We start from the raw sequence: 17,310 nt of genomic DNA on the forward strand, positions 1-17,310 counted from the left end.
CTACTTGATTACCACGTATTCCAGGTTCACCAGCTTGGCGTACGTCAGAATTTGATCCGTCGTCAGGTTCAGCGATACAACCGTATGATGGCCGCCGCCGTTCTCGATCCAGGCCTTCACCCCGTCCTGGAAGTTCGGCTTCACCTTCCACAACACGCGGGCTACCGGCAGCTTCGGAGCGGGAACCGTCGGCTCGAATGCTTCTACCTCGTTGATCAGCAGCTTGTAGTGCGTGCCGAAATCCGCCATCGACACAACGACGCCTTCTCCTGCCTTGCCGTCGAACACGAGGCGGGCCGGATCTTCGCGGTCGCCGATGCCAAGCGGGGATACGACAATCTTTGGCTTGCTGCCCGCCAGGCTTGGATCGACCTCGAGCATATGGGATTGCAGGATCGCTTCCTGTCCTGCGGACAGCTCATAGGTGTAATCCTCCATGAAGCCGGTATTCTGGTTATGGCTCATCACCTTGAGCAGGCGATCCAGCGCTGCCGTCTTCCAGTCCCCTTCACCGGCGAAGCCGTAGCCTTGAGCCATCAGGCGCTGTACGGCGAGTCCGGGCAGCTGCTTCATGCCGTGCAAGTCCTCGAAGTTAGAGGTAAAGGCATTGTATCCGCCATTGTCCAAAAAGCGCTTGATGGCAATTTCATAGCCGGCCTGCACCTTCACGCTGGCTTCCCAGACTTCCTTGCTGTAATCGCCGTAATCGAAGTCGTACAGCTCGGCATATTCAGCGAACAGTGCGTTTACCTCTTGCTCGGTAACAGCCTCTACGTACTGCACAAGATCACCGATGCCATAGTAGTCTACGGTCCAGCCAAATTGAATCTGAGCCTCCACCTTGTCGCCTTCCGTCACGCCGACATTGCGCATGTTGTCTCCAAAGCGCGCTACTTTGATCTGGAAGCTCTCGTTGTAAGCGACCGCCACGTCCATCCAGTCTGCAATTTGCCGCTGAACCTCCGGACGCTCCCAATAGCCGACCACAATCTTGTTCTGCTTGTTGAGCCGGGCATTGATGAAGCCATACTCCCGGTCGCCATGGGCGGCCTGGTTCAGGTTCATAAAGTCCATGTCAATGGTGGACCAGGGAATACTCTCGTTATACTGTGTAGCCAGATGAAGCAGCGGCTTCTGCAGAAGCTTCGTTCCGCGAATCCACATTTTTGCCGGGGAGAAGGTGTGCATCCAGGTGATCACTCCCGCCACCTCGTCCCGGTAGTTCACTTCCTTCATGATGGAGGTAATCTTATCCGCGCTTACTGCCAGGTCCTGCAGCACCAGCGGATACGGGAGCACCCCGCTTCCGTTCAAGGCATCGGTCATCTTCTGTGCGTGGGCCTTCACTTCGGCCAAGGCTTCTTCTCCGTACAAATGCTGCGATCCCACTACAAACCAAAATTGCTTCGCTGCTGTCATTTTACTCATCCTCTCTTTTATTGGGAGTTCAAAAGTCGGCTTTTCAGCGCCGAGAAGTCCTCTGTTTATTGTGAATCCAACTATTTCTGCCCGTAATATGCATCCTTCCCGTGCTTGCGCAAATAGTGCTTATCCAGAATGCGCTGCGGCAATTCCTCGGCAAAATGGTTCAATTCGCGCGCAAACAGGTTCATCTTCGCGACTTCCTCCAGCACCACACTGTTGACTACGGCTGAGTTGGCGTCCTTACCCCAGGTGAATGGCGCATGCCCCTTGAGCAGCACGCCGGGAATCGCCATGATATCCAGACCCCGCTGCTCGAACGTCTCGATGATCAGTCGCCCGGTCTCGATTTCATAGCCGCGGTCAACCTCCTCCTGCGTCAAAAAGCGGGTGCACGGTACCGCCCCGTAGAAGGTATCGGCATGGGTCGTGCCCATCACAGGAACGTCCAGCCCGGCCTGAGCCCAGATCGTCGCCCAGGTGGAATGGGTATGCACGATGCCGCCTATTTCCTTGTAATGCTTGTAAAGCACAGCATGGGTTGGCGTGTCAGATGAGGGTCTAAGCTCTCCCTCGACCACATTCCCGTCCAGATCAACAACCACCATGTCGCTCGGCTTCATCTTGTCATAGCTCACCCCGCTGGGCTTGATGACGAACAAGCCGCTCTCGCGGTCCACCGCGCTTACATTGCCCCAGGTGTATTTGACCAGTCCATGTTTCGGCAGTTCCAGATTCGCCTCGTAGACCTCTTCCTTTAATCTCTCGAGCATCTCAATCCCTCCCGTTCTCTACAAAGTAGTCAATGGCTGCCTGCTCGATAGGCAGTCCTTTGCTATAGCGCTCCATAAACACGTCGAAGCCATTAACGTCGGATAGATCCGGTTTGATCTCCTGCCCTTGCGCGTTCTTGAACACCTGCTCTGCAAGGAAGCGGTCCAGCGGCTCTTGTGTGTCCTTGTTCGTCATATATGAAGCCAGGATCGCCATGCCCCAGGCACCGCCCTCGCCTGCCGTGTCCATAACGGATACCGGAACGTTCAGCGCTGCCGCTACAATCCGCTGGCCGACCACCGGGGTCTTGAACAAGCCGCCATGGGCCAGAATACTGTCGATGGCGACGTGCTCCCGCTTCGTCAGGATATCCATTCCCAGCTTCAAGGCCGCAAAGGCCGAGAACAGATGAATCCGCATAAAATTAGCCAGATTGAACCGGCTCTCCGGCGAGCGGACGAACAGCGGACGTCCCTTCTCCATGCCGGTAATATTTTCTCCGGAAAAATAGCCATAGCTGAGCAACCCGCCGCCGTCCGGATCCGCTGCCAGCGCTTGGTTGAACAAGACGCTGTACAATTGATTCTTATCTGCCTTCTGCCCCATGGCGGTATAGAATTCCTGAAAAAGTCCCAGCCAGGCATTAATCTCGCTGGAGCAGTTATTGGCGTGCACCATGCCGACCGGGCTGCCATCCGGGGTTGTCACCATGTCGATTTCCGGATAGACGGCGGTCAGCTCCTTCTCCAATACGATCATGGCAAAGACAGAGGTGCCGACCGAGATATTGCCGGTACGCTTCTTCACGCTATTGGTCGCCACCATCCCGGTTCCGGCGTCGCCCTCGGGCGGGCACAGCGGAATTCCGGCCTCCAAGTTCCCGGATGGATCCAGAATTCTGGCCCCTTCAAGACTCAAGCTGCCTGCCTCAACGCCAGCAGTATATACCTTGGGAAGAATGTGCCGCAGCTTCCACGGATACCCCTTGTCTGCCACCAGCTCTTCAAATTGCTGCACCATCTTCTCATTGTAATCTTGCGTCGTCTCATCGATCGGGAACATGCCCGAGGCATCGCCGATCCCCAAGGCTTTGGCGCCGGTCAGCAGCCAGTGAATATACCCCGCCAAAGTCGTTATATAATCAATCCTTGGCACGTGCTGCTCCCCGTTCAGAATCGCTTGATACAAATGGGCAATGCTCCAGCGCTCAGGAATGTTGAATTGGAACACAGCCGTTAATTGCCGGGCCGCCTCGCCGGTCGTCGAATTACGCCAGGTCCGGAACGGAACCAGCAATTCACCAGTGCTGTCAAAGGCCATGTATCCATGCATCATGGCCGAAAACCCGATGGAACCGATTCGGGTAAGCCTGACTCCGTATTGCTGCTCCACCTCTTGGCTTAATTCGCGATAAGCTGCTTGAAGACTCTTCGTAATGTCGGTCAGGTTGTACGTCCAGTATCCATCCACCAGCTGGTTCTCCCATTCATAGCTGCCGGAGGCAATCGTCTCGAATTGGCGGTTGATCAATACAGCCTTGATCCGGGTCGACCCCAGCTCGATACCAAGCGAGGTCTCGCCTGCCGTTATCGCCTGCTTGAGGTTAAGGTCATGGTCCATCAGCACGTAACTCCTCTCTATAGATCATTATTAAGTAGTATTAAAAAGAAGGCGCTTTCCTTATTATCAGCCCTAGTATAGTTTTTTGTTCGTACATTTGTCAATATGAATGAATAGATATGCTTACAAATAAACCCGGGATATTTCCATGGATAGAGTTGCGATTCTGTGATCGGGTGAAAAATAGCCCGCTTGCCGTTTGCGACATTCTCCGACTTTTCTCAGCCTTTATTTGTTGGTATGGCCTTATCCTCTCTACTTCGGTCAGCATAAGCGGTTCAACCTTCCAAGATGATGGACAATCGATTATAATAGGAGTAATGTTCGATTATAATGTGTACGTACAATTTGTTATTTTCTATAAATTCGTACCAGGACAAGCAGGAAAGAAGTGAACCAGATGAAGCCAAAGTATCAGATGATCCTTGAGGAGATTAAGAGCGATATATTATCGGGCGTCTACAGCGTAGGCGAGCAAATTCCGACGGAATTAGCATTGCAGGACAAGTACAAGGTGAGCCGACAGACGGTGCGCAAAGCCATTCTTGAGCTGGCTAACGAAGGCTTCCTGAGAAGCGAGAAAGGCTCCGGGACCTATGTGAGCCACCAATACCGCACCCGATCAGCAGGCACGACCGGCAAGAGGACGATCGGCGTCATTACGACCTATATTTCTGACTACATCTTCCCTTCTATTATTCGCGGTATTGAAGGGCGGCTGAACGAAGACAGCTATTCCCTTCTGCTCGCCAGTACGAATAATGATGTCGAGCAGGAGAAAAAGGCGCTGGAGATGATGCTGTCCTTCGGGGTAGACGGGCTGATCATCGAGCCGACGAAGAGCAACTTCTACAACCCAAACATCGCCTACTATCTGGCGTTTAAGGAGCAGGAGGTTCCGCTGATCATGATCAACGCGTATTATGAGGAGCTGGACGTGCCTTTCATGTGCCTGGATGACGTTCAATCGAGCTATCTGGCGACCCGTGAGTTGATTGCCAAGGGCCATACCCAGATCGGCATTATTGCGAAAATGGACGATTTGCAGGGCAAATATCGGATGAAGGGATATATCAAGGCTCTTGGTGAAGCGAAGCTGCGGTTCGACCCGGCACAGGTACTCTCGTTCGATACCGAGACGAAGCCGGACCTGTCATCCCGCCTGCGGACATTTCTTACCGAGCACCGCGAGCAGCTTACGGCTATCGTCTGCTACAATGACGAGGTCGGACTGGAAGTGATTCAGGTATGCCGGCAGCTGGAGCTGTCGGTGCCGCAGGATTTGTCCGTGATTGGGCAGGACAACTCCTACATTGCCAAGAACGCCAACATTAGGCTGACGACCTTGACGCATCCCCAGGAGCAGATGGGGCGCGATGCTGCAGATTGGATTATCAAGAAGCTGCAGGGGAAGCGGGATTTGAAGAACAACACCTACTATCAGCCTGTCTTGATCGAAGGAGAAACGGTGCAGGAGCTGAATTAAGATAATGGACAAGGGTTGTCCCAAATGTACATGAGCATATGGCGTGAAAACGGATTTGTAAAAACCGGCGGATTACACCGCACGTAGTACATGGAAACACACTTCAGCAGAGCGGATCTGTTCGCGTTGTGGAAATAAGTGCAGAAAGGCACTAAAATCGCGGATGTGGGTGTTCATGCGGCGATTATAGTGCTAAAAAGCATTAAAATTGCTGGTGGGAGCCAAGTGTGAGGCTCTGACGCTAATGGCGGCTCATTCGCGAGGAGCAGGGGTCTGACGGCCGATTTTTGTGCTGAACAGCACTAAATAGCAGCCGCCCCCCCTCCCGGCTGTTCCCTGCACAAGCGATGAATATAAGATAAACATAATAAGCTGTGCGGAAAACCTTGTGTTTTCCGCACAGCTTTTTTAGGAGCTTATTAATAGACAACCCCGCTACTGCTTAGAACGGATTCGTAGCAAGGAAGCCCGCCGATTTGATGTACACACGAGGGTGCAGCTTCAATTGACTGACGATGAACTCCGCGAGGTCCTCTGCTTGAATGAACTTGGCGTCATTATTTTCCTTGATCAGATTCAAGTCCAGAGCCAGATCGGTTGCAACCGTGCTGGGCGTCAACGCTGATACACGAATATTGTTGCGGCGGACCTCCTGGGCAAGGGATTCCGTGAACCCTATCACTGCAAACTTCGAGGCACTGTAGGCACTGGCGGTTGCAGCGCCGTTCAATCCGTTCGTGGAGGATATGTTGATGATATCGCCGCCGTTCTTTTCAATTAATTGCGGCAGCACAGCACGAGTGACGTAGTAGGTCCCCAATAAATTGATGTCGATCATTCGCTTCCATTCTTCCGGATCCATCTCCATGACCGTGCCGAAGGTGGCGACTCCTGCATTGTTAATCAGGATATCTGCGGTGCCGAGCTCCTTGGTGATCGCCGCGATACCAGCCTCTACTTGCTCTTGGGAGGATACATCCACAGCAGCATAAGCCGCCTTTACTCCCAGTTCTTGAAGCTCGGCAGCTACCTCCTTCAGTGTTGCCTCCGTTCTTGCCAGCAGACCAACATGCACGCCTTCCTTCGCCAACGCTGCTGCCGCTGCTTTACCGATTCCTCTTGCAGCCCCGGTAATGATGGCAACCTTTCCTTTCAAGCTTTGTCCCATGTTTCAAGCTCCTCTCAAATTGAAGAATTCTATTCCTATTATAAACGCATGGAGAAGAAGTATCCTGCTTGCATATAACTTACTCCCTCGGATATGCCGCCTAAAAGCAATAAAGGATCCTGCCTGCTCTTCGCAGAGCGGGATCCTTTAGTCTTGATTTGAGGCTCAGATACGGATGTCAAGGCGGCCTTCTTCGTTCATCGTGGCTGTGTTCGAAGCCGCAGAGCCAAGCACGGAGCTTGTGCTGCTGGAAGTCTGCCGGGAAGCGCCGCTGCTGTCTGACGAGGATGCTGTCTCGGCGCTTTGCTGCAGCTTGGCGATTTGAGCCTCGATTTGCTTGAGCTGCTGTTGAAGCTGCTGCTCTTGCGTCTGCTTGGTCTGCTTGTCTTCATTACTGGAGTCCAGCCTGTTAATCCGGCTCTCGATCTGCGCCTTCTGCTTCTCCAGCGCTTTGACCTGGCTGTCTGTACTGCTTGAAAAGCTGGTTAATCTGCTATAGGAAGCTCCACTGCCTCCGGAAATAGAAGATATAGACATCATAAATTCCCCCTGCTGGATGGATTGGATACCTCCACTATATTCCTTTTTGCCAACAGGAAGATTAAACTAGGCTGAAAGTTTGCTTAATGCTTGTCTAATCCCAGATTTCATTTACGACGCTTCCTAAATGTTCTCCGCTACATTCTTCGCCTGATCCTCCAGCTTCTTGGAGAAGCTGGCAATATCATCGAAATCCTTCATTGTCACGCGAATCTGCTGCTGGCTCTCTTCGATAGATGACTGAATACGGGTAATCCCTTCAGAAATCCCGAATATCTCCTTCGCGATACCGACAACAGTGCTCTGAATCTGAGCAATGGATTCCGATACCTCGTTGGACAGCTTCCGTACTTCTTCAGCTACGATATTAAAGCCTCTGCCGTACTCGCCAGCATGGGCTGCCTCGATGGCTGCATTCAGCGCAAGAAGGTTGGTTTGCGAGGCGATATCGCGAATGGTTTGCACGATCCCTTGGATCGCCTCGGCCTGTCCCTGCAATTCTTCAAGGGTAGCTGTATTATTCTCCGACGCCTCCGCGATCCGGTCTACGCTATACAGAAGCTCCCGGCTGCGCTCGACGCCCGACTCCGCCCGGCGGTTCAACTCCAGAGAGGTTGAGCTCAACTCCTCCACTACTGTAGACAGGCTGTGCTGACGCTTCGTAATATCGGTAGCCACCTTCGACACACCGATTACATTAGCATGCTGCTCATCATAGATCGGCATATAGGTAGACTCAAGCCACACTGTCTCGCCATGGGCATTCTTTCGTTCAACCTTATCCTGAAATGTCTGTCCAGACAACAACGAGGACCAGAACTCTTCATACGCGGACGACTTGCTAAATGAGTCAAAACAGAAGTCGCTATGCTGCATGTTCTGCAGCTCTTCAACAGAATATCCCATCGTGTTAGCAAAAACCTCGTTGACGTATGCCACCTTTCGATCTATTCCAAATCGAATAATTGCCAGATTTTGATTTAACGCTCTTATCATTGCTTCATCCATAACGCTTCAACCTCCTAAGAAAAATAAAGAGAGCATCCTGCTGTCAATGAAAATCAGCTCCTACGCTCCGATCCCGGTGCCCGGAACGGTCTCTGCCGGCTTCACGAGCGCTTTCTTCTCCCAAGCCCGGCTTCTCCAGCGGAGCAGCATAATAGTTCCGCGCAGCCACTCATCCACAACAAATGCGATCCAGATGCCAATCAGTCCATACCCGAGATGGACACCCAGCAGATAAGCCAGCGGTACAGAGACTCCCCACATCGAGATTACACCCATCAAGACGGGAAAACGCGCATCTCCGGCAGCCCGCAGTGAATTAATGACGACCGTATTGAACGTCCGTCCAGGCTCCAGTACAATGGACAGCAAGAAAATCGTTGCTCCAAGGGTAATGATTGCAGGGTCCTCAGTGAACATGCCGATCAGCTCGCGCCGGAATATCACTGCCGTGCCGACGATTGCAATGGTCAATACGAAGCTGATCCTGACGCTCTTTATCAGGCGTCGATAGGCTTCCTTCATCTCCCCTGCTCCGACCATCTGACCGACGATAATCTCTGTTCCTATGCCAATTGCCATCCCCAGCGCCATGAAATAGTTCGATACGTTCATCACATATACATGCGTGTTGAGCGCTGTGATCCCAATGATGTTGACAAAGCTGATAATCATCAAATACTGCGACTGCCAAGAGAGATGCTCTCCTGCTGCAGGCAAGCCTACACTCAGAATCTGCTTCACATAAGATCCGTTCCAATTTACATAGTCTTTTATGCGAATTCGGGCAGAGGTCTTGCGATACAACAGGATGAACAGGACAAAAACGCCAAGCAAGCGACTGACTACCGTCGATACCGCTGCACCTGTCACGCCCCATTCCGGGAATCCGAAATTCCCGAAGATGAGCAAATAGTTCCCGGTCACATGGATCAGGTTGACGCCTAGCGTCACAAACATCACGCTCTTCGTCTGCCCGCTTGCGCGGATGACGGAAGAGAGCGCATAAGACAGGGCTTCGATCCAGATAAAGCCGCCGATAATCTTCAGATAGTGGCTGGCAATCCCGATTTGCTCCGGATCCAGCTTCATCAGTACCAACAGAGGCTCTCCAAAGAAAACAAGCAGAATACTGACAAGAATCCCAAAGATCAGGTTCATCGAGATGGCCAATGCCGCAATCCGGCTTGCTTCCTTCTCCCGCCCTGCACCAATGTATTGGGATACCGCCACGCTGGTCCCGATTCCCACGAATCCGAACATCAGAATGCAAAAATAAATAATTTCATTGGCCAAGCCTACTGCGCCTGTCGCCTTGTCAGAGATGCGGCTGAGCATGAATACATCCACCGTGCCAAGCATCATCCGCAATACGGAATCAATTAATATCGGCCAAGTCACGGCAAACAGGCTAAGCTTCTTCCATGATGGAATTTGATTTGTTGTCAGTGTCACGTTCTCCAGGCTCCTACCTATGTCTATTCTCTATTACCTCCCTAGTGTAGCGCCCGCGAGAACATTCGTCTATGGGGATATTTAGACCAGAATTTGAGCTTTAAATTTCAAAATTTCATCCACCGCCTGGCGATAGCCGCCCGACTGCCGGAAGGACGCTCCAACCCGTTCGGCGGATTCTCTGAACGAGGATTGAGCTAACACCTGGTTTGCCGCCTGAAGCAGTTCAGCAGCCGTCAGGCTTTGCATTCGCAATGCGATCCCTGCTCCCAGCCTGACTACTTGCTCTGCAATGAGGGGCTGATCTGCGCTTTGCGGGATGACGAGAAGCGGAACCCCATAATAGAGGCCTTCATGAGCACTGTTCATGCCGCCATGGGTGATGAATAATTTCGTATATTGCAACACTTCCATTTGTGGAACATAGCTGCTGACGATGAAGTTATCGGGGATGGTCCCCAGATCGGAAATCTTGATCTTATCTCCAACAGCCATGACCACCGTATAATCCGTGTCTCCAAATGCCTCAAGACATAGCCTATAAAAATCAATCGCCTGGTTGAAGACTGTTCCCAATGAAATGTAAACAGACGCTTTACCTTGCATGGCGGAAAGGTCGAATTCCGGTTGCATGGGCCGCGAAGCGATTGATGGTCCAACAAATTTAAAGCTTTGACCGAAAGCTCCTCTATCCGGCTGAAACGTCCTTGTCGTATAGACAAGGATAAGCGGTGCTGGATTACAGTACACCTCGTAGGGAGAACGGATCTCCACCCCATATGCTTCCTTTAATCCTGCCGTCAGGCTATGGAACTGATCGATGATCGGCTTTGCCGCCTCGGCAGAGGTATCCTTAAAAAAGGGCTCCAGCATCTGATCGAAGCCGGCTTCTGTCAATGCAAAAGTCGTACACGAGCTGATTGCCGGCAGGTTGAGAATCTGAGCCAGGATGCGGCCGCAGCCAAACATGGAATCATGAATGATGTAATCGAAGCGTTCCCCTTTGATCTGTCCAAGGACGCCAGGTATCACAATATCGGCCGTCAGCAAAAGACCGTTGATTCGCTGGAGCAAGTAATCTCTTCCCCCTGAGATAAAGGCCTTAATAAACTTTTGATCGTCAAAGGTGCGTACCGAGGCCCCCGCCTTCTCCAATCGCTCCCGAAAAGCTTCGATGCAAAAATACACGACCTCTTCTCCGCGCGAAACAAGCTCCTGTACGACGCCGATCGTTGGATTGATATGCCCCTCCGAACCGCCATTAATAAATAGTACGCGTGCCATGCTTATCCCTCCTTGGTCTTGTTAGTATCTCCAACAGACGGACAGTATAAGAGCAGCCTTTCCTTGAGCCTTGCCAGAATCTCCTCCGGTATTTCCCTGATCTTGAGATCCTCCCCCAGGAAAAGCAGCCAATCGGTTATTTCGCTCAGCTCCTCCGCCATCCGAACCTGAATAAACGCCTTAAGAACCGCCGAGGTTTGATAAGGGCTCGTATAGGAAATCGTATATTTTAAAGGGTGATACTTGCGGAACTGGGCAATAGCCTTGGGGCCAAGCTCAAGCACCAGGTTGACCGCCTCATCCTGCTTGCTCGCTTTTTCCTCAATTTTTTTCCCGCTTAATTTCATTTTTGCCGTGTAGGGCTGCACATCGACGAGATTGTCGACGGGGTATAGCCGCTTTTTCTCTTCATGGAGATCAAAGCCCTCAATCAGCCAAAAGCTCTTCTCCCGATAAAGATGAAGGAGGTAAATCGGATAGGTCCGTATTCCATGATCTTCTTCAATGGTGATGGATAAATATCTATCCGATAACAGAAGCTGAATCAGGGTTTCGAGCATCGGGTGAGGAAGATCGGACAGGTCCAGCAGGTCGGGGTTGTTCGGATTAGTCCCTTCAAAGAGCAGGAGCTGATTTAACAGCACCAGGTCATCCTGCTGATTCTCCGAGATCAGGCCCAATAATTTCTCTGCGAGGGACTGGCGGCTTTTCAGGTAAGGAAGCTGCTGATTTCTTGTTGCCATAAAGGCTATAAAAAGAGCCTTGATCTCGTTATCGGTAAACCGTACGGTCGGCAGGACCGAATTGCTCATGACAAAGTAGCCGCCATCCCTCCCCACTTCGGCTACCAGCGGCATGCCCATCGCTTCAATCTCCCGGATATCGCGAATTGCGGTAGAACGGGAAATATGGAACTCTCGCATAATTTCAGAGATGGTAAAGTGGGCGCGATTGTTGATATACCGCATGATAATATTGATTCGCTCAACCTTTTTCATAGGACCTCTCTAAACAGTTTCACTTTTTGACATGGTTTAAAGTTATTATAAGCTCATCAAGTGAAAAGACCAAATCACTCTAACAAAATTTAAAGCGAAGGCAGGTTTTGAACATGGCAAATTATACACTCGAAGAGAAGGACAGCTTTACGGTATTAGGGATTGGAACAGAGCTAAAGAGCAATTACACAGACTATGCCGGTATTAATAAAGAAAAATCTGACTTTTGGCAAGCTGTTCGAGAAGACGGGAGACTGGATACGCTGAAGTCTGTCGCTGAGAATGACTATATCTTTGCCGTAAACGAAGCGGTGAACAACAAAATGATGCATTATGCAGGCGTCCTGACTGAAAAGGTACTGCCGGAGGCTACCCGGGTGATCCAGTTCCCCCAAGGGCCGTATTTGGTAGTAAAAGGAGAAGCGGCAACCTCAGAGGAGCTGAGCAACCAGCTTACCGGGATCGCCTTTGGCCAGGTGCTGCCGGCGGCAGAGCATTTTGCCTATGTGGGCGGACCGAACACAACGGTGGAGATGGAGCAGAAGAATGGCCTGATCCTCGGAGAATTGTGGATCCCGGTGGTGCAGAAATAGTGGTTCGGAAAATAGTGGTTCGGAAATAAAGGAGGGATAGCATGTCCTATACAGTTGATTTCAAGCAAGTATCGACGGTTGGTCTGGAGTCTTCGCCTGTCGCTGAGGCTCTGGCTGGCTTGCGGGCCAATGAAGCCCGTTACTTCATGAACAAATATAAGCATGAATTTACGGTGGTTCCCGCCAGCGAGAGCCAGGACACACTGGATTATGTGAGCCGGATTCTCAGGGAAGAGCGCGGGATCGAGTTTGCTGCCAAGCCGCTCGAGACATCCCGTTTTCAAGTGGAAAATATCGCATGGGCCTTTGTCTTTTACGAGGACGGTCTTGGAGTCAATGTGCTGTATACGGTGGATGATCCCAAGAAACACGCAGTTGGGTTCAAGCTGTCCGAGGGAATGGAAGTGCCTAAGGAATTGGAAGGAAGGTTCAAGTTCGCCCGGCAGAAGTCCAAGCTGGCCGGCACCATTCGCGGCTCGTTCTTTGTGATTAAGGGAGAATACTGAACCCCGACGCCGAGCAGTTCTACATTTGTTCCGTCTTAACTTAAATCAATGCATATGATCCGCCCCCTGATTACAATGGAGCCAATCCAATCCGTTGAATGAGGGGGCTTTTACATGATCTCCTAGGCATCCCGTTGCTGCTCTATCAGATAAAAGAGATAGTCCGTCGGCACCCCGGCATAACCCTGCTGTCTCAGCATTGCTGTTATATTCCCCCGGTGATAGGTCCCGTGATTGACCACGTGCTGCAGGATATCAGAGAAAAGGGTATCAAGAGAACCGTGTCTCGGATGTGTGATGGTCATCGCCCTATTCAAATCTGGTGTGCGCGTCAGCAAATCACGGAACTGTTCCGTAACATCAGCAAACAATTGCTGCATATCTTCGACGCTCTTCCCTTGCGTCTCCTCAGTCCAACCCGGGATTTTCGGAAAAATCTCCTCATTCGGAAGTTCTGAGAGCACGGCCATATAAAGCCGTTCAAACATATACATATGCCCCAGCGTTTGGGCTACGGACGGGAACACACTCGTCACCTCTGCATGGAACACTTCCTCCGGAAGCTGCTTTAGGTGGGCAAATAGCTGGTCGTTCGCCCAGACATGGTATTCGTATTGCCTTTTCGGGTCTTGATTCATCTTGGATTCACCCTTTCCTTTATTCACCATTCGACTACTAGAACCGCAGCCGCATTCCTAGCATATACCCTATTCACTGACAACTGCTGTCAGCGAAGTTCAGTCGAAGTCGTCTTCGTAGCGTAGTATTTCATGAACCATCCAGATGCAAGTGGGTCAAACGTAAAAACACCTCTTCCCACTTGAACTCTGTGATCATGATTATACAAGTTTAGTATAATATACCACAGCTTAATAGCGGGTGAAGAGGTGTTATCAAATCCATATAACTATATAAGTTGAACTAAAGATTGTACACTGGAGGCAACGTGTGAAGTGTGCTTACGATCGCTGTTGTTCGCGGATTTCTTTAATTGAACGAAGATATTATACGGTAGAAATCCACTCACAAAGGCGAACGCTTACGCTTCTTCAGCACACTTCACACTTATGCCCTTTCTGTGCATTTTTCTAGTTCAACTTATATAGCCTGTTGCAGGGACCGCAAGCCAATGACCTTGGCTGACTTCGACAAAATGAGATTGATTCAAATTGTAAGGGTCCTCTTGATCCAGCACTCGAATTGACTCCTTTGTATCTGAAAGCCTCACACCAGGATTAGGCACAGGCACTGCAGACAATAAGGAACGAGTATATTCGTGCAGCGGATTGGCATATAGCTCCTCGCTGTCCGCCAACTCGACCATTCTTCCCTTGTACATGACCGCTACCCGGTCGCTGATTTGCTTGACCACAGCCAAATCATGAGCAATGAACAGATACGTCAGCCCCAGCCGCTGCTGCAGATCCTCCAGCAGCTTGACGATCTGGGCCTGAATCGATACGTCGAGCGCTGACAGGGGCTCATCGCACACGATAAGTTCCGGTTCTACCGCCAATGTCCGGGCGATTCCGATCCGTTGCCGTTGTCCGCCGGAGAACTCGTGCGGGTAACGCATGGCGTGGGAAGGCTCAAGTCCGACGAGTTCGAGCAGTTCCTCTACCCGGCGCTGCCGCTCCCGTTTGCCCTTCGCCATCCCGTGCACATTGAGCGACTCTCCAATAATGTCGGCAATGCGCATGCGCGGGTTGAGCGATGCATAGGGGTCCTGAAAGATGATTCCCATATGTCTGCGCATGGTCTTCATTTCCGAACGGTTAAGATAGTTCAAGGGAATCCCCTTGAACAGCACCTCTCCGCCCGTCCATTCATTCAGACGAAGAATGCTTCGCCCCATCGTCGACTTGCCGCTTCCCGATTCGCCTACAATGCCCAGCGTCTCGCCGGCGTTCAGTTGAAAGCTGATATTGTCTACCGCTTTCAGTACCCTGCCCCTGCCCATATCAAAATATTGCTTTAACGCATGCACCTGTAGTAACGGAGGCTCACCCTCCGGCTGCTGCCTGCCTCCCTGCCGAGCCGCCTTCGGTGCGTCCAGTCTAGGCAAGGCATCCAACAATCGCCGGGTATAAGGATGCTGAGGGGAAGCAAACAATTCTGCCGTTGTGCCCGATTCCACAATCTCCCCCTCTTTCATAACGATCACCCGGTCACAGAAGCCGGCCACTACACCCAGATCATGGGTGATCAGAACAATGGCCGTCCCCAGTTCCTGCTGCAGCTTCTTCATTTCGTCCAGAATTTGCGCCTGGATGGTCACATCAAGTGAAGTCGTCGGCTCGTCTGCAATAAGCAGAGACGGATTACAGGCCATAGCAATGGCAATCATGACCCGTTGCCGCATGCCTCCCGAGAACTCATGAGGATATTGATTATAACGAAGCTCACTATCCCGAATGCCGACCATTTCCAGCATCTTGACGGCTTCCTTCCTCGCTTCGGATCTGCTCAAACTCCGATGGCGAATCAACCCCTCCTCAATTTGCGGCCCTACGCGCATCGTAGGGTTCAAAGAGGACATCGGGTCCTGGAATATCATCCCGATATCGCGCCCGCGGACCTGCTCCATTTCCCGGTCTGACTTATCCGTCAAGCTCTCTCCCCGGAACATGATGCGTCCTTCCTTCACCATCGCAGGCGGAGACGGAAGAAGCCCCATAATAGCGCGAGCGGTAACACTCTTGCCGCTGCCCGATTCACCTACAATGCCCAGCGTCTCGCCCGCTCGCACTTCGAAGCTGACATCCCGCACCGCTTGAACCTCGCTATCTCTTCCATAGAACGAAACCGACAATCCATCGACGCTCAACAATACGTTCATGCTGCCCACCTGCGCTTCACTATAATTTCACCACGGATAGATGGCCTACGGCCAACCAACCTTAATTTAATTTTCTCAAGAAAATAAACAATTGACATGTATCGTTCTCTAAAAATATACTATACGCATCGGAATTATACAATTTAATTTTTCTTGGAGGGGAGGTGAAGCGAATGAAGGGTCAAATCGCCACAGAAACAACCCGTAATTCTACGAACATTACCAATATGTTAGCCATATCCTTTCGCAAAATGCTGCAACAACCCGTCTATCGCCTGTTGTTATGGATAGCTGGAGCGCCCTTTATGATCATTCTCTGGATTGCGCACCGAATCCGCCTTGTGAAGGAAAACCGCCACGGAGTGTCTAGCCTCATCTTGCAGGAGCTGCAGGACCAAGGAGTCCCGGAGCAGCTTGAACAGAAGGCCCGGGAGCAGCTTGCCCGTAAGCATGCCTTCTTTCAAACGACGATTCCTCAGGAGGAATTGGAGAAAGAGGCGCGCAGCTTGGCCCAGATTCGGCTTAAAGAAATCCTGGCTGAACGGACCCATGAGGATGGTCTTGCTCCATCAGCCGATCTGGCCAGCACCTATCACCGGCTACTCGGGCGTCCTGAATGGATCGTGCTTTCCGTTCTTCTTGGATGGCCGCTGTATGTATTGATGGCCCTATTCGCCAACCCTTACCTCAGATATGTATTGGAAAGACTTGTCATGGCCCTTGGCGTCATTATCGGCGTGGCTTTCCTGGTGTTCACCATACTCTATATTTCACCGATGAACCCTGCAGCCTCCATGCTGGGAGAGACGGCCACCGCAGAGCAAATTGCTGCCTTTAACCAGCTGCATGGGCTGGATCAGCCTTATTTCATTCAGCTGTGGCATTCATTGAAGGGCATCCTTACCTTCGATCTTGGCCGATCATTTGTCGGCAATGAATCCGTCACAACTGCGATGGCGAACAAATTTCCCGTCACCTTGACCTTGACGGTGATATCAACACTTTTAGCCATTATCATCGCTTTACCGATCGGCATTATCTCAGCCACACGGCCCAATTCGGTCTTTGATTACACCTTTATGTTCATTGCCTTGCTAGGCTTGTCCATTCCGAATTTTTGGCAGGGGCTGATCTTTATTCTTAACTTCTCCATCAAGCTGTCCTGGCTCCCTGCTACTTACAGCCCCGGCAACTGGTTGTCTGCCCTGATGCCGATCGTAGTGCTTGGTACAGGTTTTACAGCTTCCGTAGCCCGCATGACTCGTTCGTCGATGCTCGAGATTATTCATGAAGACTACATCATGACGGCACGCGCCAAAGGACTGCCCCGAAACCGGGTGTTATGGAGACATGCGGTGACCAATGCGCTAATCCCAATCGTTACCGTGATCGGCCTGCTGTTCGGCGGTCTGCTCGGCGGAGCGGCGGTAACCGAAAAAGTGTTCAACATTAGCGGGATCGGGAGCTACATTGTAGACCGGCAATTTATTCCCGACATCCCAAGCATCATGGGCGGTGTGGTCTATACAGCGATTGCCATATCCATCGTCAATGTCATTGTGGATTTGCTGTACGCCTTTATCGATCCGCGCATTCGTTCCAAGATCAAACAAAATTAAA

Annotated in this window: 15 protein-coding genes; 4 read left to right on the forward strand and 11 right to left on the reverse strand. The window is 51.3% G+C overall.

All coding sequences use genetic code 11. The features are described 5' to 3' along the window. The 3 genes from araA to TX85_RS19430 form a co-directional block, all read right to left on the reverse strand. Complete coding sequence (araA, locus tag TX85_RS19420; protein WP_392391854.1) at positions 1-1,419, reverse strand: L-arabinose isomerase; 1,419 nt, start codon at positions 1,417-1,419, stop codon at positions 1-3. Between the two features lie 80 nt (positions 1,420-1,499). Continuing rightward, entirely contained in the window at positions 1,500-2,195 is a 696-nt protein-coding gene (locus tag TX85_RS19425) for an L-ribulose-5-phosphate 4-epimerase (protein ID WP_044481401.1), read from the reverse strand. Position 2,196: 1 nt separating this feature from the next. After that, positions 2,197-3,816 carry a xylulokinase gene (locus TX85_RS19430; protein ID WP_044481402.1) on the reverse strand — a complete coding sequence of 540 codons (1,620 nt, stop codon included), beginning with the start codon at positions 3,814-3,816 and terminating at the stop codon, positions 2,197-2,199. A 400-nt stretch (positions 3,817-4,216) separates the two neighbouring features. Here TX85_RS19430 and TX85_RS19435 point away from each other — a divergent pair, with 400 nt between their 5' ends. Further along, entirely contained in the window at positions 4,217-5,302 is a 1,086-nt protein-coding gene (locus TX85_RS19435; protein ID WP_044481404.1) for a GntR family transcriptional regulator, read from the forward strand. A gap of 442 nt (positions 5,303-5,744) precedes the next feature. On the opposite strand, the gene TX85_RS19440 is transcribed toward TX85_RS19435, so the two are convergent. The 6 genes from TX85_RS19440 to TX85_RS19465 form a co-directional block, all read right to left on the reverse strand. Then, positions 5,745-6,470 carry a 3-ketoacyl-ACP reductase gene (locus tag TX85_RS19440; protein WP_044481405.1) on the reverse strand — a complete coding sequence of 242 codons (726 nt, stop codon included), beginning with the start codon at positions 6,468-6,470 and terminating at the stop codon, positions 5,745-5,747. Between the two features lie 165 nt (positions 6,471-6,635). Then, positions 6,636-7,007 carry a FlxA-like family protein gene (locus TX85_RS19445; protein WP_044481406.1) on the reverse strand — a complete coding sequence of 124 codons (372 nt, stop codon included), beginning with the start codon at positions 7,005-7,007 and terminating at the stop codon, positions 6,636-6,638. Positions 7,008-7,133: 126 nt separating this feature from the next. Beyond that, complete coding sequence (locus TX85_RS19450) at positions 7,134-8,018, reverse strand: methyl-accepting chemotaxis protein (RefSeq protein ID WP_044481407.1); 885 nt, start codon at positions 8,016-8,018, stop codon at positions 7,134-7,136. A 60-nt stretch (positions 8,019-8,078) separates the two neighbouring features. Beyond that, positions 8,079-9,464 (reverse strand): MATE family efflux transporter, encoded by a 1,386-nt coding sequence (locus TX85_RS19455; protein ID WP_374705694.1) that lies wholly within the window; start codon positions 9,462-9,464, stop codon positions 8,079-8,081. Between the two features lie 87 nt (positions 9,465-9,551). Continuing rightward, positions 9,552-10,754, reverse strand: coding sequence for a macrolide family glycosyltransferase (locus tag TX85_RS19460; RefSeq protein WP_044481410.1), 1,203 nt, complete (start codon positions 10,752-10,754; stop codon positions 9,552-9,554). Between the two features lie 2 nt (positions 10,755-10,756). After that, positions 10,757-11,752: a helix-turn-helix transcriptional regulator gene (locus TX85_RS19465; protein ID WP_044481412.1), complete on the reverse strand. Its 996-nt coding sequence runs from the start codon at positions 11,750-11,752 to the stop codon at positions 10,757-10,759. 113 nt (positions 11,753-11,865) lie between these two features. Here TX85_RS19465 and TX85_RS19470 point away from each other — a divergent pair, with 113 nt between their 5' ends. Next, positions 11,866-12,345 (forward strand): GyrI-like domain-containing protein, encoded by a 480-nt coding sequence (locus tag TX85_RS19470; RefSeq protein WP_044481413.1) that lies wholly within the window; start codon positions 11,866-11,868, stop codon positions 12,343-12,345. Between the two features lie 41 nt (positions 12,346-12,386). Continuing rightward, positions 12,387-12,851, forward strand: a complete 465-nt coding sequence (locus TX85_RS19475; RefSeq protein WP_044481414.1) for a hypothetical protein — start codon at positions 12,387-12,389, stop codon at positions 12,849-12,851. A 122-nt stretch (positions 12,852-12,973) separates the two neighbouring features. On the opposite strand, the gene TX85_RS19480 is transcribed toward TX85_RS19475, so the two are convergent. Both TX85_RS19480 and TX85_RS19485 read right to left on the reverse strand, forming a co-directional pair. Beyond that, a complete protein-coding gene (locus TX85_RS19480; protein WP_233500802.1) occupies positions 12,974-13,516 on the reverse strand; it encodes a DinB family protein in 543 nt (180 codons plus the stop codon). Positions 13,517-13,944: 428 nt separating this feature from the next. Beyond that, a complete protein-coding gene (locus tag TX85_RS19485) occupies positions 13,945-15,690 on the reverse strand; it encodes an ABC transporter ATP-binding protein (protein WP_044481416.1) in 1,746 nt (581 codons plus the stop codon). Between the two features lie 173 nt (positions 15,691-15,863). On the opposite strand from TX85_RS19485, the gene TX85_RS19490 reads away from it, so the two are divergent. Beyond that, entirely contained in the window at positions 15,864-17,309 is a 1,446-nt protein-coding gene (locus tag TX85_RS19490; RefSeq protein ID WP_044481418.1) for an ABC transporter permease, read from the forward strand. Position 17,310: the final 1 nt, after the last annotated feature.

It is taken from the genome of Paenibacillus antibioticophila, from assembly GCF_000455265.1.
Taxonomy (GTDB): domain Bacteria; phylum Bacillota; class Bacilli; order Paenibacillales; family Paenibacillaceae; genus Fontibacillus; species Fontibacillus antibioticophila.